Here is a 21,513-nt window from a genome sequence, read left to right as displayed (position 1 = left end):
CGCATGACCGAGGCGCGAACCCCCACATCGCATCGCGTCGCCGCCGTACTGCGGCGCATTCCTGCCACCCTCACGATGGTGGCTGTGATCCTCGCCGTCGGCGTGATCTGGCAGGGCCTGTGGACCCCGTTCGAGAAGACCGACCTGTTCGGCACCGTCGCATACGGCCTGCCCAACCTCGCGCAGGGGATGTGGTGGACGCCGCTCACCGGCACGTTCTTCGTCAACGAGCCGTGGGTGTACCTGTTCACGATCTCGGGATTCTGGGGCATGGCGTATCTCGAATACCGACGTGGCACCAGGGTCGCCCTCGCGTACTACTGGGTCGGACAGCTCTTCGCGATCCTCGCCACCGCGCTCGTCCTGTTCGTCGCCTCGCAACTGCCCTGGGCGTGGGCTCAGGAGCAGGCCCAGGCGCTCGATGTCGGCGCCTCCGGCGGCACCATGGCGTGCATCGCCGCCGCGATCGGGCTCTTCCGCCCGCCATGGCGAGTGCGCGGCTGGCTCGTGCTGCTCGGTTTCGTGTTCATCGCGATGCTGTTCTGGGGTGCGGTCGCCGATCTCGAGCACCTGCTCGCGGTGCTGCTCATCCTCGTCGTCGACCGCACCCTGCGTGTGCAGCGGACCACGGTGCGAGAGCAGCGTCTGATCGCCGTGATCTCGCTCATGGTGCTCGGAGCGGTCGAGATCATCACGACTCTCGTCGCCACCGACGGCCCGTTCGGCCCGACCGAGCCCGCGTCGGGCGGGTTCATCGACCTCGCGCTCGACCTCGTCGTCATCGTCGTTCTCGTGAACGGACTCCTGCGCGGCCGTCGCTGGGCGTGGGTTCTCGTGATGCTGCTCGGGCTCTTCAACATCCTGGTCGCAGCTCTGGTCCTCATCCTCATCACGGTGTTCTCGCAGGCGCAGATCGATCTGCGGTGGGACGGCGAGACGGAGCTCGCGCTCGCCAACGGCTTCCTCTGGGTGATCCTGCTCGTCTACCTGATCGCCGTGCGCCGTGCGTTCCGGGCGAAGCGCAAGTCTCTCCTCGGCATCCAGCCGGCCCCCACGGTCGACGACGTGAAGACCGAGCTGCGCGCGCACGGCGGGGGCACCCTGTCGTGGATGACGACCTGGGAGGGCAACAGCTACGCCCGCAGCGATGCCGGGATCGTCGCCTACCAGCGACGGGCCGGTGTGGCGCTCGCGCTCGCGGATCCGATCGGACCGCCCGCATCCCGCGCAGTCGCCGTCACAGAGTTCATCCGCACGGCGGAGCTGGTGGGCCTCGTCCCGTGCTTCTTCAGTGCAGACGACGCCACCCGGGCCGCTGTGCCCGCCGGCTGGCGCAGCCTGGTCGTCGCCGACGACACCATCGTCGACCTGCCGGGCCTGGAGTTCACCGGCAAGCGCTGGAACTCGGTGCGCAGCTCTCTCAATCGGGCGGGGCGCGAGGAGATGACCTTCCGGATGACGCGCCTGGCGGACGAATCGTGGGGAGTACGGCAGCAGCTGCGTGCGATCTCCGAGGCATGGGTCGGTGACAAGGACCTGCCTGAGATGCGGTTCACTCTCGGCACGCTGGATGAGGCGGAGGACCGCGAGGTGCGACTCGCTCTCGCGATCGCCCCGAACGGTGACGTCGACGGCTTCCTCTCGTGGCTGCCGGTCTATGGCGAAGGCGGCGTCGTGCGCGGCTGGACGCTCGACCTGATGCGCCGCCGCGACGGCGGCTTCGCACCGGTCATGGAGTACCTGATCGGTTCGTCCGCGAAGCAGTTCTCCGAGGAGGGTGCCGAGATCATGTCGCTCTCGGGTGCTCCGCTCGCGCACGACTATCCGCCGGACGCGGGCATCATCGCCGTCCTCAGCGAACGCCTCGCCGAAGCGCTCGAGCCCGTGTACGGCTTCGGCTCGCTGCACCGCTTCAAGCAGAAGTTCCACCCGCGGTACGAGACCATGTATCTGCTCTTCCGCGACGAGAGCGATCTCGCGGCGATCGGCACAGCGCTCACCCGCGCGTTCCTGCCGGATGCGACGCTGAGGCAGTTCGCGGGAGCGGGGCTGGAGCTGGTGCGCGGCAGCAAGGACTGAGGCCTCACCTTCCTGAGGTGATGATTCCGCGCTCGCCGAGACCGGCAGCGCCAGGATGAAGCCATGACCGACACCTCCGTTCCCGTCACGTTCGCGAACTTCGCCGAGATCGAGACCGCCCGCATGTTCGCCGCGATCGCGGCGTCGGCCGGCGGTTCCAACCGGTGGAACCACTATCGAGTGCCCACGCCGATCGACCAGCAGACCGTGATCAGGATGAATCGCGACACCCTCTACAGCGCTGCGATCATCGACATCTCCGAAGGGGCGACGATCACCGTGCCGGATGCCGGCGACCGGTACGTCTCGGTGATGCTGGTGAACGAGGGTCACTACATCGACCGGGTGCTGCATGAGCCCGGCGTCCACTCGCTCTCGGCCGAAGACCTCGGTTCCGATTTCGTGCTCGCGGCCACTCGCATTCTGGTGGATTCCGAGGATCCTGATGATGTCTCGATCGTGAACGCCCTGCAGGACGAACTCGCTGTGAGCTCGACCGGCGCGCGAGAGTTCGCTGCGCCGTCCTACGACGAATCGAGCTTCGCCGAGACCCGCCAGGCGATCCTCACCCTCGCGAAGGGCCTCGGCGGTCTGGAGCGCTGCTTCGGTCGAGCCGAGGACGTCGACCCCGTGCGGCACCTTCTGGGGACCGCAGCCGCCTGGGGCGGTCTGCCCGAGAACGAGGCCTTCTACATCAACGTCGATCCCCGGCTCCCGGTCGGCGAGTACACGCTGCGGGTCGGCGACGTGCCGGTGGACGGCTTCTGGTCCGTCTCGCTGTACGACGCGGAAGGCTATTTCGCTCCGAACGACGCCGGTGCATACAGCGTCAACAGCGTGACGGGCGTGCGGGATCCGGACGGGTCGATCACCGTGCGCTTCGGCGGCGACCCCGCACTGCCCAACGTGCTTCCCCTCACGCAAGGGTGGAACTACCTGGTGCGTCTCTACCGACCTCGACCCGAAGTGCTGGACGGCACGTGGGCGTTCCCCGCGCTCACGGCGAGCTGATCCCGCACCCGAGGGGTGGCGCTACGGGGTCGAGCGGAGCGGCACCGAGACGTCGCCGCCCGCTTCCTCCGTCAGTCGCTCCCCCATCTGCACGAAGGTCGGCTCGGCGATGAACCCCCCGGCGAAGAGGGCCTGACCCTGCGTGAAGGTCTGGGACCTGCGGATCGCCTCCTCCGGCGCGAAGCCGAACACCTCGGCCAGCTCCGCCAGGTCGCGCGGCGCGTTGACGCGCATCAGACCGAGGTTGTCGCACTGCGACAGCACGTTCGGATGGATCTTCGTCGGCCGCTGTGTCGACAGGAACAGCCACAGCCCGAACTTGCGACCCTCGGCGGCGATCTGCACGAGCTGCTCGGTGAGCGCCCGCTCGACCTCGGTGCGCGGGTCGGGAGGGCACAGATTGTGCGCCTCGTCGATCACGATGAGCAGGGGCTTTCGCTCCTCGCGACGAGACCACAGGTGCTCGAGCACCGCGAGGGCTGCGACCTTCGGTTCGGCGGGGTGGTCGAATCCGCCGAGGTCGAGCACCGTCACCCGCGGCCGCTGCTCGATCACGTCGACGACCGACGCCTCGCCGCGGGACCAGAGCTCCCACTCCAGCACCTGCAGGTTCTCCATGCGGTCGGCGAGTCGGTTGCGGGCGTCGTGCCCGCCGTCGCGCAGGTGGGGCACGATGCGATCCGAGCCGAGCAGCCTCGCGTTCTGATCGAGATGGAGGAGGACGTTGTACTCCTCGGCATCCTGGATCGGACTCATCCGCAGCACGGCTGCCTTGGATGCCGGCGACAGATCGATGTAGCGCACGCGCAACGGCTCGCCGTCGACGCGCCCCGAGCGGAACACCCGGATGTCGGAGTCCGCGATGCGCTCGGCGTGATGCGGGGCCGCGGACGGCCGCGTGCTCTGCAGCCGCACGAAGTCGGCGTTCGGGTCGAGGATCAGCATCGGCAGCTCGGTCTCGAGCAGGAGCTGCTCGAGCACGACGCCCAGCGCGTAGGTCTTGCCGCTGCCGCTCTGGCCGCACCAGAAGGTGTGCCGGTTGAAGCGCCGCGGATCGAGGGTGACGGTTCCGAGCCCGCTGTCGAGAGGTGTGCCGATGGTGAGTGCGGTCATGAACTCAGAGTGCCCGCAGAGGGCGGGTGGCGAAAGCGGACCTCACCTTGTCGGTGCGATGCGCGGGTCAGTCGCTCGGGCGCCTGCGCAGCTGCTTGACATCGGTGCGCCGCTGCTTCGCCTTGAGCCGCCGCTCTTTCGACCCTCGACTCGGCTTGGTCGCGCGGCGCTGCGGCGCCGGCGGACGCAGCGCCTCGGCGACGATGCTCGCGAGTCGTTCACGTGCAGCGTCACGGTTGCGCAGCTGGGCGCGGTGCTCGGATGCGGCGATGGTCAGCACGCCGTTCACGAGACGCCCGCTCAGCCGATTGAGGAGGCGATCACGCTGGTGCGGGGTGAGCGTCGTGCTGCCCGCGGCATCCCAGAGGAGTTCGACCCGCGAGTCCGCCGTGTTCACACCCTGTCCGCCGGGGCCCGACGACCGCGAGAAACGCCACGACAGCTCGGCCTCGGGGATCGTGAGACCCGACGAGACCCGCAGACCGGGGCGATGAGGACTGGGCATGTGTCCATCATCCCCCGGCTGCGGAGCCTGCGTCTCAGCTGCGGGCGTCCGTGACCGCGACCAGGACGCCTCTCGCGCCTGCCTCCACTTCTGCCCCTGCATCCTGCGTCCGCGCATCCTTCTTCGCCGTGTTCGCGATGTGCGCACGGGACACGACGATCACGGCGACGATCATCAGCGCGACGCCGAGCCAGTAGGGAGCCGCATGGCTGACCGTGACATAGAGCGCACCGGCGATCAGAGGGGCCGCCGTGTTCATCGCGGCGTTGAGCGACTGCGTCGCTCCGCCCAGCCAGCCCTGCTCGTCGTCGCCGACCGCGTTCGACATGGCTCCGTCCATCGCCGCGGTCGAGGCGCCCTGCCCTGCAGCGAGCATCAGCGCACCGACGATGAACACCCACGGCTGCGCGAAGATCGACGCGACGACAGCGAGCCCGGCCAGTCCGATCGCCTGCGCCACGATGCCGCTGATGATCACGCCGCGCTCGCCGATGCGAGGAAGCAGGATGCCGAGCAGCACGCCCTGGATGAGGATGTCGATGATGCCGACGCCTGCCGTGAGCAGACCGATCTGCGTCGGCCCCCACTGGATCGAGTCCAGCGCGAGCACGCTGAAGTTGTTGACGAAGAAGCCGAACGGGAGCGCCAGGAGGCCGAATCCGATCATCAGACCACGCAGCTCCTTGCGTCCGAACGCTTCCTTGAAGACGCCGAACGGCTGGATCTCGCGCACCGAGATGCGCTCGATCCGGTTCTCGGGCGCGAGGCTCTCGGGCAGCAGGAAGATGCTGAGGATCGCGATCACGAGGGCGACGGCTGCGGTGAGGAAGACCGGCAGCTGCAGGCTGACGGCCGCGAGCAGTCCGCCGATCGCGGGTCCGATCATCATGCCGATTCCCGAGAGCGCACCGAGCAGACCGAACCGCTGAGCGCGCTTCTCGGGCGGCGTGATGTCGGCGAGGTAGGCGAAGAGGGCCGGAAGGTCGCCGGCGGTCAGTCCCTGGATGACACGCGCGAGCACGAGCACCCAGATCGCTCCCCCGATGCCGAACAGCGCCATGGCGAACGCCGCTCCGAAGGCGGCGGCGATGATCACCGGTCGTCGCCCGAAGCGGTCGGACAGGCGACCGAGGAAGGGGGCGACCAGGAAGGCGCACAGGCCGTTGATCGCTTCGAGGATGCCGACCCAGATGGCGAGGTCGCCTTCATGCGACACGTACTGCAGCACGACGAACGGCAGGACGGGAAGCACGACGGTCATGCCGACGACGGTGAGCATCGTCAGCACGATGAGCATGGTCCAGGCGCGCTTGTCGCTGCGCGCGAGCGATGTGTTTAGTGAAGTCACTCCGAAACTGTATCAATACCAGTTTTGTTGTCAAGCCAGTTTTGGATCGGGTTCGCGATATCGTGGACGCATGACGAACGCTGAGCCGATCGGTCGCCGCGAGCGCAAGAAGGCCGCGACGCGCAAGAACATCTCCGACGTCGCGACGATGATGTTCCTCGAGCGCGGGTTCGACAACGTCAGCATCCGCGAGGTCGCGGACGCAGCCGACGTTTCCCCGACGACGGTGTTCGCGCACTTTCCGCAGAAGGAGGCGCTCGTCTTCGACGAGGACGACGAGCAGCGGGACCGGCTCGTCTCCGCCGTTCGCGACCGCGCCGCGGGCGTCACCATCAACCGCGCGATCCACGACTTCTACACGGCCGAGGTGCACGCGAACCTCGCCGAGCACGGCGCGGAGGTGTCGCAGGTCTTCTCGCGGTTCCTCAACGAGACGCCGGCGCTGCGTGAATACGCCGCCCGGATGTGGCTGCGACACGAGGACGCGCTCGCGGATGCGATCGCGGTCGAACTGGGACTGACCCTGGCCACCCCGGAGATCCGCGTGTACTCGCGGTTCGTGCTGCAGATGCAGCTGCTCGTCAACGAGAGCGACGACCAGCTCGGGATCCTCGCCGCCGGATTCACCGTGCTCGAGAACGGATGGGCGCCGGTCGAAGCGCGGATCACCGGCGAGGACTGACTGCGTCACCGGTGAAGTGGACGCGACGGCGGGAGTCGAACCCGCAACGCCATCAGGTATGAGCTGAGGCCCGGGACCGCCCGGATCGCCGCGATGGGAACGACGCTACCCGGCCCCGACCGGGAAGACCAGGAACGTTGCGGGGATTGACAGAGTGAGTCCGCGCATGACAAGGGCCGTCGCGGGGCGTCACACGTCGGCGTCAGCCCGGCGGTGTACCGTCACGATCATGGCAGCCGCAGACGCCCCCGTCACGACCGGACAGAAGACGCATCGCTACCTGCGTCTGTCGCTGGTTCTGATCGTCGTCGCGCTGATCCTCGCTGTCGTGCTGCAGAGCGTCGTCGTGTCGTGGACACCCCTGATCTTCGGCTGGAACCCGCCGCCCTCGATCAGCCACGCCTTCTACACACCGGTCCGCGACGTCTTCGTCGGCACCCTGATCGCGGCATCCGTGGCCCTGCTCGCGCTCTCGGGACGCAGTCACGCGACGACCCTGCTCGACGTGTGCGCGGTGTTCGCGCCGCTCATCGCGATCGTTCCCGTGGGCATCGCCGATCCGCGCGCGGTCGACCGGATGCCGTGCCCGACGGCGCAGGAGTGCATCCCCGTCGACGCCGTCGCAAGCGCGAAAGCGGGAATCGCCGTCTACGCCGTGGTGGTCGTGGCGGTCGTGGTCACGATGGCGCTGATCCGTCGCCGCACCCGCACCCCGAATCGCTCGGCGACGCTCGTCTCGATCATCGCGCTCGTGACCGCGGTCGTGGTCGTGGCGCTCGCATTCGCTCCGGCGGTCAACGAGCACTTCCCGTTCAACTTCTGGCCGGTCAACAGCATCCACTTCGCAGCGACCCTGTTGTTCTTCGGAGTGTTCGCAGCCGTCCCGATCCTCTACGCGGGAGGGCCGCTCGACCCGGACGAGACGCCGCCCACGCCCCGACAGCGCACGATCTATCGGTGGATCTCGGGGCTGATGATCGCCGACCTCGTGCTGCTGGTGGTGGCGCTGCTCTTCCGTCAGGCCTTCGGTGAGACTCCGGTCGTGCTGATCGGCGAGGCCGTCGCACTGATCCTGTTCGCCACGTTCTGGTGGGTGCAGACCTTCCAGCGGTGGAACGACCCGAACCCGCCGTCGATCGCCGCGCCTCGACCGTCGGCCGCGTGAGGGCGCTCGGCCGTGTGAGGGGTCGGCAGCGCCCTCAGCGCCGGATCGAGTCGTGGAAGGGGTTCGGCTCGAGCGTGAAATCGGTCGACGCGTCGGCCCAGGTGCCGCTGCCCACCGACGATCGACCCCGCCGCAGAGCGCCGAGCAGCGCCGTGGCGGGCACGCCGACGGCGAGCGCCGCGGTTCCGCGGAGTGTGCGGTCGTTCGCCCCGAGCACACTCGCGCGATGCCACGCCTCGTGCATCGCGCCACCGCGGGCCGCCGGCACGCGCTTCGCCGGGAGTCCCCCCGCGCGGCGCAGCGCGACGAGCTGTTCGACGTGCTCCCACCAGGTCGATTCGGCCGAGGGGTGGAAGTAGTTGTCACGCAGCCAGACGGGGTGCGGATGCCGGAAGCGCCCGGCCACGACCTCGCTGCGCCCGCCCAGCAGACCGCTGCCGACGAACACCGTGTTCAACAGGCTCTTGCTCACTCCGAACGAGTCGAGGGCGATCACGGGCACCCCCTGCGCCACCGCCTCGACCGCCGCGGTGGAGCTGACCGTGACGAGTCCGGCCGCCGTCGACAGCGCCTGTGCCATGGATCCGTACGAGACGACGAGGTTCTCCGGACGCCTCGCAGGGAGCAGATCGAGGTACGCGTCGCGTTCGAGATGCGTCTCCGACTCACCGGGCCGCGACCGCAGCTTGACCACCACACGGCGGTTCGGGTCCGCTTCCGCCGCGCGCACGAGAGTGGCCGCGATCTCGGCCCGCTCCTCCCGGTCGGTGGGCACGAGGGCCTGGGCCGCGAACACGATGTCGGTCGCCGGCATCCGCACCGCCCGGGGCTCGGCCGGCCTCTCGGCGACGAGGGTTCCGGACGATCCTCCGGACTCGGCCGCGATCACCCGTGCCCGATCAGCCGCCACCATCCGCGATCGGGATCTCGCGAACGGCAGGGTCGCGAGCGCCGTCGGCACCTGCACGCCGATCCGGCGACCGAGCTCGGCGAACGCACGCTCCTCCCGATGCGAGTGCACGACGAGCAGATCGGCGTTCCGCCGGTACTCGAGGGCACCGCGCTGCGCGGGAACGGCCATGCCCGGAAGTCCGGCGACGACGACCGGTCGCACGGTGAGCCCGTCGACGACCCGGCCCAACAGGCGCACGAACGGGCCGCGGCCGGCGAGCAGCACGACGTCAGGACGCTGCCCCTCGAGCCAGGCGCTCACGCGCGCGAAGGACAGGCGGGTCACATCGTCGGACAGCATCCCCGTGCCCGCCAGCGCACTCCGCTGCTGGTCGAGGCTGGCGGTCAGCGGCGTCTGCACGAGCAGCAGGTGCGGACGGATGCCGGGCACGCTGCCGAGCAGCGACGCCGACCATTTCACGAACGAGTCGGCGTCGGCGATCGCGACGACCCGCAGCGAGCCGGATCCGCTCATGCCGGGATGCGGCGCAGCTTGGCCATCGGCGCCCGCTCACTGTCGAACACGCGCTTGACGCCGTCGCCCAGAGCCATCTCGATCACGCGGATGTCGCGCACGAGGTGCTCGAGTCCGGTGGGTTCGAGGGATGCCGCATGGTCGGAGCCCCACATCGTGCGGTCGAGCGTGATGTGGCGTTCGACGGCCACCGCTCCGATCGCGACGGCGGCGAGCGAGATCTGCAGCCCCCGCTCGTGGCCCGAGTATCCGACCGGAACACCGGGGTAGCGGTCGCGCAGGGTGGCGATCGCGCGCAGGTTGGCCTCTTCGGGCTCGAGCGGATACGTCGAGGTGGCGTGCATCAGCACCACCCGGTCGGTGCCGAGGGTCGTGAGGGCGCGATCGATCTGCTCGATCGTCGACATGCCGGTGGAGAGGATGACGGGCTTGCCGGTCTCGCGCAGCGCGACGAGCAGCTCGGTGTCGGTCAGGCTCGCGGAGGCGACCTTGTGCGCCACGACGTTGAGGTCTTCGAGGAAGGCGACGCTCGGCACGTCCCACGGCGACGCGAACCAGTCGAGCCCGAGCATCGTGGCGTGATCGCCGATCGCGATGTACTCGTCACGGCCGAACTCGACGCGGCGGCGGTAGTCGAGGTAGCTCATGGTGCCCCATGGCGTCTCGCGCGGAACATCGCGCATGTGCTCGGGGGTGGAGATCTCGGGGGTGCGCTTCTGGAACTTCACGGCGTCGGCTCCCGCCTTCGCCGCGACGTCGATCAGGCGCTTGGCGAGGTCGACGTCGCCGTTGTGGTTGAGGCCGATCTCCGCGATGACATAGGCGGGGTGACCGCCGCCGATCACGCGTGAGCCGATGCTGACAGTCATGGTTCCTCCGGTCGTCGAAATGGCCTTCTCTCCTGAGTACGCGCCGGGGGTGAACGCCGAACGACAGGAGGGTTACCGGCACCGGTCAGGCGGGCAACACCCGTTCGATCAGCTCGCGGACGGCGCCGTGGCCGCCCCGGCGCGTCAGCACGACCCTGGCGGCCTCGAGCACCAGCGGATGCGCGTCGGCCACCGCCACCGGCCAGCCGACGATGCGCAGCGCCGGCAGGTCGTTCACGTCGTTGCCCAGGTACGCGATGTCGGCCAGCGCGATGCCGACCTCCTCGGCCCACCCGCGCAGCGCGGACTCCTTGTCGTCGATGCCGTGCAGCACCGGAACGCGCAGCTTGTCGGCCCGAGCCCGCACCACCGCGTTGACCTCGGTGGAGAGGATCAGCATCGGGATGCCGGCCCGCCGCAGCAGCGACACCCCCATGCCGTCTTCCCGGCTCACCCGCACCCGTTCGATGCCGTCGGCGTCGACCGTCGCCGTGTCGTCGGTGTGCACGCCGTCGAAGTCGGTCACGATCGCTCGCACCGGCACCCGGTCCGGGCTCTCGTGAAGGGCGGCGAGCGCTCGGGCGATGCGGAGCTGCTGCTCGTCGTCGATCTCGATCGCCGTCCATTCGGGCACCTCGGCGACGCGGATGCGGCCGAAGAAGCGGTGCTCCGCCTCACGGAAGCCGTCAGCGCGGAAGACGTAGAACGCGCCCGTCTCGAGGTAGTGCGGCTCGCGATCCTGGCGACGCGGGCGACGCGCGGCGTCGTGGTTGAGTGCGACGGCTGCGTCGGCATCCGCGCTGCGTGCCCAGAGGAATCCGTAGGTCTCATGGGCCGCGAACACGCTGTCCGCCCGACGCTCGCTCACCTCGCGCACGGCACGAGACAGGGCCTCGCGCGGGATGAACGGCGATGTCGCCTGCAGGAAGGCCACCACGTCAGCGCGGTCTCCCCCGGCGGCGAGCTCGTCGAGAGCATGCAGGATGGCCGACTCCGACGACGCCGTGTCGCCGGAGATCGCGGTCGGACGCCGCACGACTCGCGCCCCGGCCGCCTCGCTCACCGCCGCGATCTCGTCGTCGTCGGTCGACACCACCACGAGGTCGATGCCCTCGGCCTCCAGCGCCGTGCGCACGGCGCGTTCGATGAGAGGCACACCGCCCACACGGCGCAGGTTCTTGCGCGGCACGCCCTTCGACCCGCCACGTGCCGGGATGATCGCGACGACCCTGCCGACATCCGTCCTCTGCTGCTGCTGCTGCTCGATCATGCCGCTCGTCCCCTCGCCGTCATCGCCCGTCATCGTCCGTCATCGCCCTCTGAGCACGCGCCAGGCACGCGAGAGTCTGCGCCGCGCGGCGAGCACGGTGAGCCGCACCTGCTCGACTCGACCGATGCCGCCCACCGGGCGCAGCACGCGACGGATCGCCGTCTCGCGCGGCGCCCCGGGCAACCGCAGTTCGATCAGCCTCTCGGGCGCGAAGTAGCGATCGCGATCGGACGGGCGGATGCCGGAGAGCAGCTGCTCGGCACGCTCGCGGAGGTGTGCGGCGACGACGGGCTGCATGACGTAGCCGACCGCGTCGATCAGGAGCTGCATGCGCGCCGGATCGCGATACGGGGAGTCCGGCCTGGTCAGCGCGTCCACGATCGTCGCAGGCACCCGGTTGCTGTTCTCGTACGGGGTCAGACGTGCGAGCACGGTGTCGGTGCCCACCGCCTCGATCTCTCGACCGAACAGGGCCTGGACGGTCGGCAGCGCCGTCGAGAATCCGGCGATGACGGCCCTGGCATCGACCCGCTCGGCCAGCGCCTCTGCGGCGAGCGCGCCGCGGTACTCGCGGAAGTCGATGCCGTGGACCGCTGCTCGGTCGCGCAGTGCGTCGCTGAGCCGAGGCGGCGCCGAGGGGTGCGGCTTGAAGACGATGTGCTGCGGTCGCCGGCCGGCCGCACGATCGATCATCTCCTTCTGCAGCGCGATCTCCTCGCGCTCGCCGACCAGGCCGAGGGCGGACAGGTACTGGCCGAGGACGAGCACGGTCGGCTCTCCGTCGAGCGCGCTCTCGAGCTCCGCCGTGTCGTCGACCGCCTCGGCGGTCTCGGCGAGCACCGCCCGGAACAGATCGGGTGAGACCGGCACCGGCGTCGCGACGGGCGAGCCCACCAGCGGTGTGACCCCCGGCACCACGTCGACGTGCACGACGCGGCCGATCCGAGCGGTGATCGTGTGCGGCATCCGCACCCGCATCGGCGAGTACGTCATGAGCCCGTCGCCGATGATCGTGAGATGCGCATGAGGGAAGATCTGCATCAGGACGCGCGCCGGGGCGACCTGCGGGCTCTGCACGAGCAGTTCGAGGTCGCCGGGGTCGATCCCCCATGCCCTCGTCAGCAGTCGCCGCAGCAGCGGCAGGTCGCCGGCATCCGGCTTCCAGGAGCTCGGATGCAGCGGACCGAGCAGCGCGTCGAGATCCTCGATCCGGTCGAACCGGTCGCGGAGGCTCGCGAGCGCCGGGTCGGCGACGATGCCCACGGACGTCTCGGGCACCCGCGAGGACACGAACGGCACGAGCACGCGCTCGCCATGCTCGCCGAGCAGCCCGCCGTCGAGCGCGGCGGCGACGGTGGCGAGCCCATAGGCGCTGTGCACCGCGAAGAGCTGGGTCATGCCGCACGTCCGACCGCACGCAGCAGCGGGGCGAGCACTCGGCGACGCGGCCCGTCGAGGCGCGACAGCACGGCCGTCGTCTCACTCTGGGGCAGGCGGGCCAGCAGACCGCGGAGGCCGGCGCGCATCTCGGCGCGCAGCGACGGCGTCATCCGCCTCGATCGCACCAGGTGCCGGGACGAGAGGGCCATCACGCTCCACACCGCCTTCGGGAGGAAGCGGTCGGCCTCGGCATCCGCCTCGACGATGTCGAGCACCTCGCCCATCGCCCGCACGAAGTCCAGTTGGCGGCGGTCGCGCACCTGGGTCAGCGATGTCGACACCCCCCGGCGGTAGAGCAGGGCAGGAGCGTCGACCACCGCGAACGACCGGGCCAGCAGATGCAGACGCCAGATCCACGGACGATCCTCGGCGGTGAACAGGCCGGGTGTGAACCCCGCGATTCCCTCGTCGATCAGGCGACGGTGCAGGACGCCGGCCCACGCGAACGGATAGTCGACCATGGTCGGCTCGTTCTCGGGCAGGATCGCGTCGCGCGGAGAGCCGACCGCCTCGCGCCACGGGTGAGGCGCCGGCACCAGGGTGCGCACGCCGTCCTTCACGGTGACGTGATCGGTGCGGAGCATGTCGCAGCGCAGCTCATGCAGTCGGCGCACCAGCACCGAGAGCCGCCCCGGCTGCATCCAGTCGTCGCCGTCGAGAAAGCAGAACGCGTCGCCGTCGACCCGCTCGAGCCCCTGATTGCGGGCGCTCGCGAGCCCCTTCGGCCGGGCGTTGACGATGACCTCGGCGTGCGGGAAGCGCTCGGCGTATCGACGCATGAGCATGCCGGTGTCATCACGGGAGCCGTCGTCGATCGCCACCAGCTTGAGCGCGGCGGGATCGTCGAACTGCCGTGTCAGCGTCTCGAGCGTCGTGCCGATGTAGGCGCCTGCGTCCTTGGCGGGCAGGATGACGGTCACGAGCGGTGTGCGCACAGAACTCCCCCGGGTCGACGGTGTCGGAATGCTCTCAGGCGCTCCTTGCCGGTCGGCGGCCTGCGGGTGAACGCGCGGTGACGTGATCTCGGTCGACCCGGGCGTGGCGATGCCGGATTCGCACCGCGCCCGGGGATCGGCGACGATGGGAGCATGCTCTGGCCGTTCGGAACGACGTGGCGCCCGGTGCGGCAGAAGCGCCGCAGCACGGTCGACCTGCGGTGGCTGAGCGCCCGCACCTGGACCCGCCGCTGGTACCCGCAGGGCATCGACCTGGGCCTGTGGCAGGGCCGTCGGACTCTCGCCGTGAGCTGGTTCCGGCAGCAGCTCGACGGACACCATCTGGCATCGCGGGTCGCGTTCGTCGACCTCGAGCGCTCCCGACATCTCGACGTGCTGCTCGCGATCGACGAGGACGGCGAGCTCCAGCCCGCCCGGATCCACGCCGGCGGACTCGCGTGGTTCGACGACCGCCTGTTCGTCGCAGCCACCGGCCGTGGCATCTGGGAGTTCGACCTCGCCGACATCCGTCGCGTCCGGGGCTCGGATGCGCGACGCCTCGCCGGCGCGCGGGGACGAGGCCTGCGGGCCACCGCGCTCGTCGCGGTGCGCACCCGCGTGCACCCGCTCGACCTGCGCTGCTCGTACCTCGGCCGCGTCTACGACGACGAGGGAGTGCCCCTACGGAGGGTGCTCATCGGCGAATACACCCGCGACGACGAGGGACGCATCGGCGAGTTCTCCGTGCCGGACGGCGATGGCGACGAGTTCCGCGAGATCAGCCGTTTCTCGCCAGGGATCACGCACATGCAGGGCGCCGTCCGCTGGGGTGACCGGCACTTCGTCTCGCAGTCGGATCACATGCGACCCGGCGTCCTGTGGACGGGGAACCGCGATTCGCTGGCACGCGACCGGGTGCCGCTGCCCGTCGGCTGCGAGGACCTCGCACTCGACCTCGACGAGAAGCTGCTGTGGTCGCTCGGCGAGCACCCGTGGAAGCGCGTCGTGCGCGGCATCCCGTTCCGGACGCTGGGCATCGACGGCTGACACAGCTGACCCCTCAGGTCGCGAACGTAGACTGAGCAGGTGAAGAACCGTGCACCTTTCCTCGTCTACACCGTGCTGCGTCTGCTGGCCTTCCTCGTGCCGCTGGCGATCATGTGGTTCTTCTTCCCGATCTTCCGCGAGTACTGGTGGCTCGCCGCGATCTTCGCCGCGCTCATCGGCGTGAGCATCTCGATGCTGTTCCTGCGCCGGCCGCTCACCGACGCCTCGGCCCGGATCGTCGAGCGCCGCGAAGGCAAGAGCTCCGCCGCGCAGAAGGACGCCGACGTCGAAGACGACGCGATCGACGGCGCCGAGAGGGCCTGACGCACAGCGCCAGCCGGTTCGATCGGCGGCTCAGCCGGCGAGGGCCCAGAAGAACGCACCGGCATAGAGCAGTGCGGTCAGCGATGTCAGCGCCAGGGCCGTGACGAGCTCCTTCGCCTGACGATAGGTCCAGACGATCAGGATGGCCGGGAGCCCGGCGAGCAGCGCGAGCAGCCCGATCCACGCGATCGGGTACAGCAGCGCGATGAACGCGAGGATGCCGAAGGGCACGATCACGAACAGCGTGAAGAGCACCTGGGTCGCGCGCTTGCCGATCAGCACCGTCAGCGTGCGCTTGCCGACCAGGCGATCCTGATCGATGTCGCGCAGGTTGTTGGCGAGGAGCACGGCGCAGGCGAAGAGGCCCGCCGCGATCGCCCCGAGCCACGCCTGCTGGGGCAGTTCGAACGCCTGCACCCACGTCGTGCCGAGCGTCGCGACGAGGCCGAAGAAGATGAAGACGAACACCTCGCCGAGAGCGTTGTACCCGTAGGGCCTCTTGCCGCCGGTGTAGAACCACGCGGCGATGATGCACGCGGCGCCGATGGCCAGCATCCACCACTGCTCGGTGCGGACCACGATCGCGACGCCGACCGCCGCAGCGAGCGCGAAGAAGACCAACGCGGCGACGAGCACGGTGCGGGGCTTCACCCGACCGGATGCCGTCAGGCGGGCCGGGCCGACGCGCACGGCATCGGTGCCCCGGATGCCGTCGCTGTAGTCGTTCGCGAAGTTGACGCCGACCTGCAGCAGCACGGCGACCGCGAGGCACGCGAGCGCGATCACCCAGTGGAACTCCGGACCGGTGCTGCGTGCGGCGCCGGTGCCGATGACGACGGGGGCGACGGCGAGCGGAAGAGTGCGCAGCCGTGCGGCGCCGATCCAGTCGCGGACTGTGACGGGCCCGGCGTCGATGGCGGTCTGGGTCGCCGGATTGCCGCTCGCCCGCTTCGCGGGATTGCCGCTCACACGGGGCTGATTCTTCTTGCGCTTCGAGGATGCTGCCACGCAGGGAATCCTACTGGGGGCGCCGATGGACGCCCCCTCTGCGCCTCAGTCTCGGCGGAAGTTCAGATGGATGACACCGCTCTCGGCCACCTCGGAACGCAGCTCGTAGTCGTTCTCGATGCCGCGCAGTCCGTCCCAGATGCGCTGCCCGCTGCCGATCACGAGCGGGTTGACCGCAAGGTGCAGCCGGTCGACCAGGCCCCTGCGCAGGAACTGCCGCACGACGTCGATGCCGCCGCCGACGCGCACGTCCCGGTCGCCGGCCACCGCGGCAGCCCGGGCGAGCGCCTCCTCCGGGGTCGTCTCGAGGAAGTGGAAGACGGTCCCGTTGGCGAACTCGATCGGCTCGCGCCGTGCATGCGTGAGCACGAAGACCGGCACCTCGAACGGCGGCTCGTCGCCCCACCATCCGCGCCACTCGGTGTCATCGGGGTTCTGGTGCAGACCGAACATCCCGGCACCCATGATCTCGGCGCCGACGCCCTCGAAGTACTCCTGGGCGTATCTCTCGTCGACGCCGGTCGTGCCGGCACCCGACGTGTCGCCGAGCACGCGGCTGCGGAACGTCCGTGTCGCGGTGTACGCCGCGACCAGACGCGACCAGTCCTCGCCGAACGGATTCTCGGGTGATTGGTCGGTGGTCGTCGCGAATCCGTCGAGAGAGACGTTGAGATCGATGCGGACTGCCATGTGGGCTCCTCGGTGCGGTGTTCTGGGTGTTCTCGGTCGTGCGGTGGCGGGCGGGATCAGCCGTCGGGGTTGCTGTCCTTGCCGTCGAGCCAGAGCGTGTCGGACGCATCGCCGTGCGCGCCGCCCTTGCCGACATGCTTGTCGCTGATCTTCGGCCCCTTGAGGATCACGTGGACCATCGCCTGGGCATGCCCGTGCCCGAGGCCGTAGTCCTGCTTGAGCCAGTTGAGGACGACGGTGGACTTGGTCGTCTCGTCGAAGCCCTGCTCCTTCGCCAGTTCGATGAACTGCCGCGGGGTGAGGCCGGTCTGCGTCTCGACCTTGTCGAGGTATGCCTGGAAGGACATGGGTGCTCCTGGTGTGTCGTGGGTCAGTCGTCGGAGAGGAAGGTCTGGATGATCGTGGCGGACGCATGGATGCCGATGAGGCGCAGCGTTCCGCGACCGATGTTCGTGAAGGAGTGTGGCACGAAGGCCGGGCCCGTGGCCGTGTCACCGGCGGAGGCGACGATCGTGTCCGCGCCCACCGTGATGCGCGCCGTGCCTTCGAGCACCACCCACGTCTCGGGGTAGGGATGCCAGTGCAGCCCGGGCCCGTCGCCGGGCTGATTCTCGACGTAGAAGTAGGAGATGGCCGCACCGTGATCCGCGCCGACGAAGCGTCGGCTGTTCCCGGTTCCGATGCGGATGTCCGCTGCGGCGACGGCTGCGAGAGCAGATGACGTGGTGTTCATGAGCCCAGTCTCGACAGGCCGCGATGGACGACCTAGAGTTTCGATGTGGATCGAAACTCTGTCGTCGCAGGTGCCGGCACGCCACGCGAGGGCGTCGAGCACCCCGACCACCGCGTGGAGTTCCTTCTGAGCCCCGGAGACATCCAGGCGGTGCGATTCGGCATATCCCCCGGGCATGAGCTCGCCCACGCCGTGCGCGTGCTGCTGCGGCCGGCCCAGCATCCCCTGCAGTGGGGATGGCTGCGCGCCGTGCGCGATCGGCTGCCTCGCGAGAGCTTCCGCCTGCTCGCCGTCGTCGTCGGCGATGACGGCTATCTTCCCGACTTCTTCACGACCGCCCCCGCATGGGACATGACACCGGAGACCGAGCTGTCGGCGCTGCGCAGCGCACCCCTCGATCCACTGCGCGTCGACCTCGGCAAGATGGTCATCCGCTCGACCGGCGCTCGCCGACGCGCACTGCGCGACATGCAGCAGCAGCCCGAACGAGCGCGGGCGATGATCGCAGACGCCTGGTCGGAGATGTGGGATGCCGCACTGGCGCCGGTCTGGCCGCAGCTGGATCGGCTGCTGCGAGCCGACATCGCGGTCCGATCGCGAGTGATCGCCACGTCGGGGATCAGAGAGATGGCCGGGGGCCTCCACCCGAAGGTGACCTGGGGCGACGGGGCCGTGCGCGTCTCGCTGCGCCGCCACAGCGAGGTCGTCGACTGCCACGGAAGCGGGCTGGTGCTCGTTCCGTCGGTGATGTCGACATGGGGGTGCATGGTGCTCACCGAGCCGCCGGCGCAACCCACGCTGTTCTACCCGGCGCGCGGGGTGACCGCCGGCTGGTCGAGGGACGCCGCCGAGATCTCCGGGGCGCTGGGCGCCCTCCTCGGCCCCGCTCGCGCCGGCATCCTCCTGGGAGCCGGCACGTCCCGCACGACCTCGCAGGTCGCTCAGGACGCGGGAATCGCGGTGTCGACCGCATCCCACCACCTCACCGTGCTGCGCGACGCAGGACTGATCTCGAGCGAGCGCGACGGCGCGAGGATGCTGCATCTGCGCACGCCCCTCGGCGAGGCGATGGTCGGCGCCGCACTGTGAGCACCGCGCGTCCGCGCTATGCGGATGCGTCCGGCGCGACCGAGATGATCGGCCGGTGCTCGTAGTAGGTCTGCAGCACGACCGTGGTGCGGGTGCTCACGTTCGCGGCCAGCCGGATGTCGCGCACGAGCTCTTCCAGCGCGCGGGGCGAGGCGACCCGCACGAACAGCATGTAGCTGGCGTCTCCCGCGATCGAGTGGCACGCCTCGATCGCGTCGAGGTGTTCGAGAAGCTCGGGGGCGTTGTCGGGCTGCGCCGGGTCGAGCGGCGTGATCTCGATGAAGGCGGACAGGGGCGTGCCGACGAGTTCGGGGTCGAGGATCGCGCGGTAGCCGGTGATGATCCCGCGCGTCTCGAGGCGACGCAGACGTGATTGCACGGCCGACACGGAGAGGCCGACAGCATCGGACAACTGGGACAGTGTCGCACGGCCGTCTCGTGAGATCTCGGCCAGGATCGCGCGGTCGACAGAGTCATCCATAGATGTAATATTATCGTCAGGATTCCGTATATGCCGGAATCTTTCCGTCAAACTCTCCGATCGGAGGTCCCGATGTCCATCATTTCTGCCCACAGCACCGCTGTTCAGGCCATCGTCGGCGAACCCGAGGTCGTCGAGGACGCATCGATCGCCGAGCAGAGCGTCGCCTGGGCTCAGCTCAAGGACGCCGCGATCGCGATCCGCGAGATGCAGATCAAGGACGGATCGATCCCGGATGCCGCGCACCACGCCGCGGCGCGCGACCTCGTCGCCGCGATCACCGCCGGCATCCGCGCACTCGCTCCCGCCTTCCCGCACGACGCCGAGTACCTCGCCGCCTCCGTCGTCGACTTCGACCGCTGGGTCTCGGAGGGCTTCGGCGTGCCGGACTTCCTCGACTCGCTCCTGGCGTTCCAGCCGCAGCAGCACCGCGTCGACGGCATCCGCCACCTGGTCGTCTTCCCGATGTACACGCAGAACGGATCGAGCGACCGACTCGTCGAGGCGCTGATCGTCGAGACGATCTGGCCCGAGTTCATCGCCGCCCTCGAGGCCGGCGACTACGGCAACAAGCTGTTCGTCTCGCTGCGTCTGGTCGACTTCACGCCCGGCTACGACACCAACTCGGCCGTGCTGTTCCCCGAGACCGTCGCGATGCGCGAGATCCCCTCGTTCACATGGGGCGCGATCTTCCAGGACCGCGAGGCCGCACGCTACCGCCGGGTCACCCGCGCCGCTGCCGCGATCACCAACCTCGACCTGCCTGAGCGCGCGAGCGCGATGCTCGACGATCAGCAGGTGGCTGAGAAGACCTTCGTCATGTGGGACATCATCCACGACCGCACCCACATGCGCGGCGACCTGCCCTTCGACCCGTTCATGATCAAGCAGCGGATGCCGTTCTTCCTCTACTCGCTCGAGGAGATGCGCTGCGACATGACGGCGTTCCGCGAGTCGGTGAACATCGAGCGCACCCTCGCGGCCCGCATCGCCGCGGGTGAGGAGCTCACCGAGACCGAGCAGGAGATGCACGACTACGCGCACCTCGTGCAGTACGCGGTGATCTTCGACCGGATCTTCCGCTTCTCGATCACCGGCACCCGCACGCGCAACTACGACGCCGTCGGCGGACAGCTGCTGTTCGCCTGGCTGCACCAGCGCGGCGTGCTGCACTGGACCGACACGGCGCTCACCTTCGACTGGGACAACGTGCCGGATGCCGTCGTGGCTCTGGGCGACGCGATCGACGACCTGTACTGGCACTCGATCGACCGCCCGAAGGTCGCGCACTGGCTCGCCGCGTACGACCTCGTGCGCGGCACGCTCACGCCGCACCCGGCATCGCAGTGGGCCCGCGGGTTGTCGGACGAGATCCTCGCCGGCGCGCCGAAGGGTTACACGGATGCCGTGATGGACGACGAGTTCCCGCTGTCGATGTTCTTCGAGACCCTCGACAAGAAGATGAAGGCGGTCATCGAGTCGACCGTCGGCATCCGGGGCACCGACGACTGACTCGAATCGCGCATTTCTGGGGTCCGATCGTGTGGTGCGACCGGACGCAGCGTCTGCGGCCATTCCTGCCCGGGGTGGCCGCAGAACTGTTTCTTCACGAGAGTTGAGCACATGAGCGTCACCGACCGCACGATCCTCCTCGCCGGAGCCACCAGCCCGTCTGGCCTCGCCCTGGCGCGAGCACTCGTCGACGCCGGGGCGCGCGTCGTCGCCACCGGCCGATCCTCAGAACGGCTGCACGCGCTCGACGCACTCGGCGCACAGGTCGAGGTGGCCGACGCGACCTCGCTGGCGTCGATGACGGAACTCGCTTCCCGCCTGCAGGCGATCGACGCCGTGATCCCGCTGGTCGGCGGCTGGCGCGGCGGAGGGGGCCTCGCCGGGCAGACCGACGACGACCTGCACGCGCTTATGCCCGCGTTCGATGCGGTGCGCGCCACCAGCCGCGCCTTCGACTCCCTGCTGCGCGCCTCTGACGCCGGACGTTTCGCGATCGTCTCGTCGACAGCGGTCGGTCGCCCTCTGGCGGGAGGCGCGAACTACGCCGCCGTCAAGGCCGCGAGCGAGGGGTGGACGCGCGCGGTGGCGCAGGGCTTCGCGAAGGCAGCGCGGGATGCCGTCGAGCCCCTGCGCGCGGCATCGGTCGTCTTCCGCGCCAAGGCACTGGACCCGGACTCGCTCGCGCCGCAGGTGCTCGCGCTGTGGGATGCGGACGCCGCCGATCTCAACGACCGGATCATCACGCTCGACTGAACGCCGCAGCCCGTTCCGCTGCCGACGCGTTCG

Annotated in this window: 22 protein-coding genes and 1 tRNA gene; 9 read left to right on the top strand and 14 right to left on the bottom strand. The window is 69.4% G+C overall.

Annotated elements, in window-relative coordinates:
• Positions 1-3: 3 nt before the first annotated feature.
• Together ACIPV5_RS15155 and ACIPV5_RS15150 are read left to right on the top strand one after the other, a co-directional pair.
• Positions 4-2,079, top strand: a complete 2,076-nt coding sequence (locus tag ACIPV5_RS15155; RefSeq protein ID WP_400341706.1) for a bifunctional lysylphosphatidylglycerol flippase/synthetase MprF — start codon at positions 4-6, stop codon at positions 2,077-2,079.
• Between the two features lie 63 nt (positions 2,080-2,142).
• Positions 2,143-3,090: a DUF1214 domain-containing protein gene (locus ACIPV5_RS15150; RefSeq protein ID WP_400341704.1), complete on the top strand. Its 948-nt coding sequence runs from the start codon at positions 2,143-2,145 to the stop codon at positions 3,088-3,090.
• A gap of 21 nt (positions 3,091-3,111) precedes the next feature.
• Here the strand turns inward: ACIPV5_RS15150 and ACIPV5_RS15145 are convergent, their stop codons facing one another.
• The 3 genes from ACIPV5_RS15145 to ACIPV5_RS15135 all read right to left on the bottom strand — a co-directional run bounded on the left by ACIPV5_RS15145 (position 3,112) and on the right by ACIPV5_RS15135 (position 6,056).
• Complete coding sequence (locus ACIPV5_RS15145; RefSeq protein ID WP_320490407.1) at positions 3,112-4,203, bottom strand: ATP-binding protein; 1,092 nt, start codon at positions 4,201-4,203, stop codon at positions 3,112-3,114.
• Between the two features lie 67 nt (positions 4,204-4,270).
• A complete protein-coding gene (gene arfB / locus ACIPV5_RS15140; RefSeq protein ID WP_400341701.1) occupies positions 4,271-4,708 on the bottom strand; it encodes an alternative ribosome rescue aminoacyl-tRNA hydrolase ArfB in 438 nt (145 codons plus the stop codon).
• A 34-nt stretch (positions 4,709-4,742) separates the two neighbouring features.
• Positions 4,743-6,056, bottom strand: coding sequence for an MFS transporter (locus tag ACIPV5_RS15135; RefSeq protein WP_400341699.1), 1,314 nt, complete (start codon positions 6,054-6,056; stop codon positions 4,743-4,745).
• Positions 6,057-6,126: 70 nt separating this feature from the next.
• Between ACIPV5_RS15135 and ACIPV5_RS15130 the strand changes: the two genes are divergently transcribed.
• Positions 6,127-6,738, top strand: coding sequence for a TetR/AcrR family transcriptional regulator (locus ACIPV5_RS15130; RefSeq protein ID WP_187250297.1), 612 nt, complete (start codon positions 6,127-6,129; stop codon positions 6,736-6,738).
• 17 nt (positions 6,739-6,755) lie between these two features.
• On the opposite strand, the gene ACIPV5_RS15125 is transcribed toward ACIPV5_RS15130, so the two are convergent.
• A tRNA-Met gene (locus ACIPV5_RS15125) sits at positions 6,756-6,831 on the bottom strand.
• Positions 6,832-6,967: 136 nt separating this feature from the next.
• On the opposite strand from ACIPV5_RS15125, the gene ACIPV5_RS15120 reads away from it, so the two are divergent.
• Entirely contained in the window at positions 6,968-7,903 is a 936-nt protein-coding gene (locus ACIPV5_RS15120; RefSeq protein WP_400341697.1) for a hypothetical protein, read from the top strand.
• A gap of 34 nt (positions 7,904-7,937) precedes the next feature.
• Here the strand turns inward: ACIPV5_RS15120 and ACIPV5_RS15115 are convergent, their stop codons facing one another.
• The 5 genes from ACIPV5_RS15115 to ACIPV5_RS15095 all read right to left on the bottom strand — a co-directional run bounded on the left by ACIPV5_RS15115 (position 7,938) and on the right by ACIPV5_RS15095 (position 13,843).
• Complete coding sequence (locus tag ACIPV5_RS15115; RefSeq protein ID WP_187250295.1) at positions 7,938-9,329, bottom strand: DUF6716 putative glycosyltransferase; 1,392 nt, start codon at positions 9,327-9,329, stop codon at positions 7,938-7,940.
• Positions 9,326-10,198, bottom strand: coding sequence for an N-acetylneuraminate synthase family protein (locus tag ACIPV5_RS15110; protein ID WP_056279662.1), 873 nt, complete (start codon positions 10,196-10,198; stop codon positions 9,326-9,328). Before ACIPV5_RS15110 ends, ACIPV5_RS15115 begins: the two co-directional genes overlap by 4 nt.
• 85 nt (positions 10,199-10,283) lie before the next feature.
• A complete protein-coding gene (locus ACIPV5_RS15105) occupies positions 10,284-11,501 on the bottom strand; it encodes a cytidylyltransferase domain-containing protein (RefSeq protein WP_400341695.1) in 1,218 nt (405 codons plus the stop codon).
• Between the two features lie 6 nt (positions 11,502-11,507).
• A complete protein-coding gene (locus ACIPV5_RS15100) occupies positions 11,508-12,866 on the bottom strand; it encodes a polysialyltransferase family glycosyltransferase (protein ID WP_400341693.1) in 1,359 nt (452 codons plus the stop codon).
• A complete protein-coding gene (locus ACIPV5_RS15095) occupies positions 12,863-13,843 on the bottom strand; it encodes a glycosyltransferase family 2 protein (RefSeq protein WP_285363955.1) in 981 nt (326 codons plus the stop codon). The genes ACIPV5_RS15100 and ACIPV5_RS15095 overlap by 4 nt, the downstream gene beginning before the upstream one ends.
• Before the next feature lie 153 nt (positions 13,844-13,996).
• Between ACIPV5_RS15095 and ACIPV5_RS15090 the strand changes: the two genes are divergently transcribed.
• Together ACIPV5_RS15090 and ACIPV5_RS15085 are read left to right on the top strand one after the other, a co-directional pair.
• On the top strand, positions 13,997-14,890 hold the full coding sequence (locus ACIPV5_RS15090) for a hypothetical protein (protein WP_394194617.1): 894 nt from the start codon (positions 13,997-13,999) through the stop codon (positions 14,888-14,890).
• A gap of 39 nt (positions 14,891-14,929) precedes the next feature.
• Positions 14,930-15,214: a DUF4229 domain-containing protein gene (locus ACIPV5_RS15085; RefSeq protein WP_053097557.1), complete on the top strand. Its 285-nt coding sequence runs from the start codon at positions 14,930-14,932 to the stop codon at positions 15,212-15,214.
• A gap of 30 nt (positions 15,215-15,244) precedes the next feature.
• Here the strand turns inward: ACIPV5_RS15085 and ACIPV5_RS15080 are convergent, their stop codons facing one another.
• From ACIPV5_RS15080 to ACIPV5_RS15065, 4 genes are read right to left on the bottom strand one after another with little or no spacing between them, the layout of a single operon-like run.
• Positions 15,245-16,222, bottom strand: coding sequence for a 1,4-dihydroxy-2-naphthoate polyprenyltransferase (locus ACIPV5_RS15080; protein WP_053097558.1), 978 nt, complete (start codon positions 16,220-16,222; stop codon positions 15,245-15,247).
• Between the two features lie 45 nt (positions 16,223-16,267).
• Entirely contained in the window at positions 16,268-16,912 is a 645-nt protein-coding gene (locus tag ACIPV5_RS15075) for a dihydrofolate reductase family protein (RefSeq protein ID WP_400341690.1), read from the bottom strand.
• Positions 16,913-16,968: 56 nt separating this feature from the next.
• The gene (locus tag ACIPV5_RS15070) at positions 16,969-17,259 is read right to left on the bottom strand and encodes a DUF4287 domain-containing protein (protein ID WP_187250291.1); all 291 of its coding nucleotides are present in this window, start codon (positions 17,257-17,259) and stop codon (positions 16,969-16,971) included.
• Between the two features lie 23 nt (positions 17,260-17,282).
• Positions 17,283-17,645, bottom strand: coding sequence for a cupin domain-containing protein (locus ACIPV5_RS15065; RefSeq protein WP_400341689.1), 363 nt, complete (start codon positions 17,643-17,645; stop codon positions 17,283-17,285).
• Between the two features lie 45 nt (positions 17,646-17,690).
• Between ACIPV5_RS15065 and ACIPV5_RS15060 the strand changes: the two genes are divergently transcribed.
• Positions 17,691-18,734, top strand: coding sequence for a DUF5937 family protein (locus ACIPV5_RS15060; protein WP_285363947.1), 1,044 nt, complete (start codon positions 17,691-17,693; stop codon positions 18,732-18,734).
• 16 nt (positions 18,735-18,750) lie between these two features.
• Here the strand turns inward: ACIPV5_RS15060 and ACIPV5_RS15055 are convergent, their stop codons facing one another.
• A complete protein-coding gene (locus tag ACIPV5_RS15055; RefSeq protein WP_053097561.1) occupies positions 18,751-19,215 on the bottom strand; it encodes an Lrp/AsnC family transcriptional regulator in 465 nt (154 codons plus the stop codon).
• Between the two features lie 72 nt (positions 19,216-19,287).
• On the opposite strand from ACIPV5_RS15055, the gene ACIPV5_RS15050 reads away from it, so the two are divergent.
• Entirely contained in the window at positions 19,288-20,727 is a 1,440-nt protein-coding gene (locus ACIPV5_RS15050; RefSeq protein ID WP_053097562.1) for a DUF6421 family protein, read from the top strand.
• Between the two features lie 111 nt (positions 20,728-20,838).
• Positions 20,839-21,480 (top strand): SDR family NAD(P)-dependent oxidoreductase, encoded by a 642-nt coding sequence (locus ACIPV5_RS15045; protein WP_400341686.1) that lies wholly within the window; start codon positions 20,839-20,841, stop codon positions 21,478-21,480.
• Positions 21,481-21,513: the final 33 nt, after the last annotated feature.

This window comes from Microbacterium sp. NPDC090014, assembly GCF_044748285.1.
GTDB lineage: Bacteria > Actinomycetota > Actinomycetes > Actinomycetales > Microbacteriaceae > Microbacterium.
This window is presented reverse-complemented; position numbering and strand designations above follow the sequence as displayed.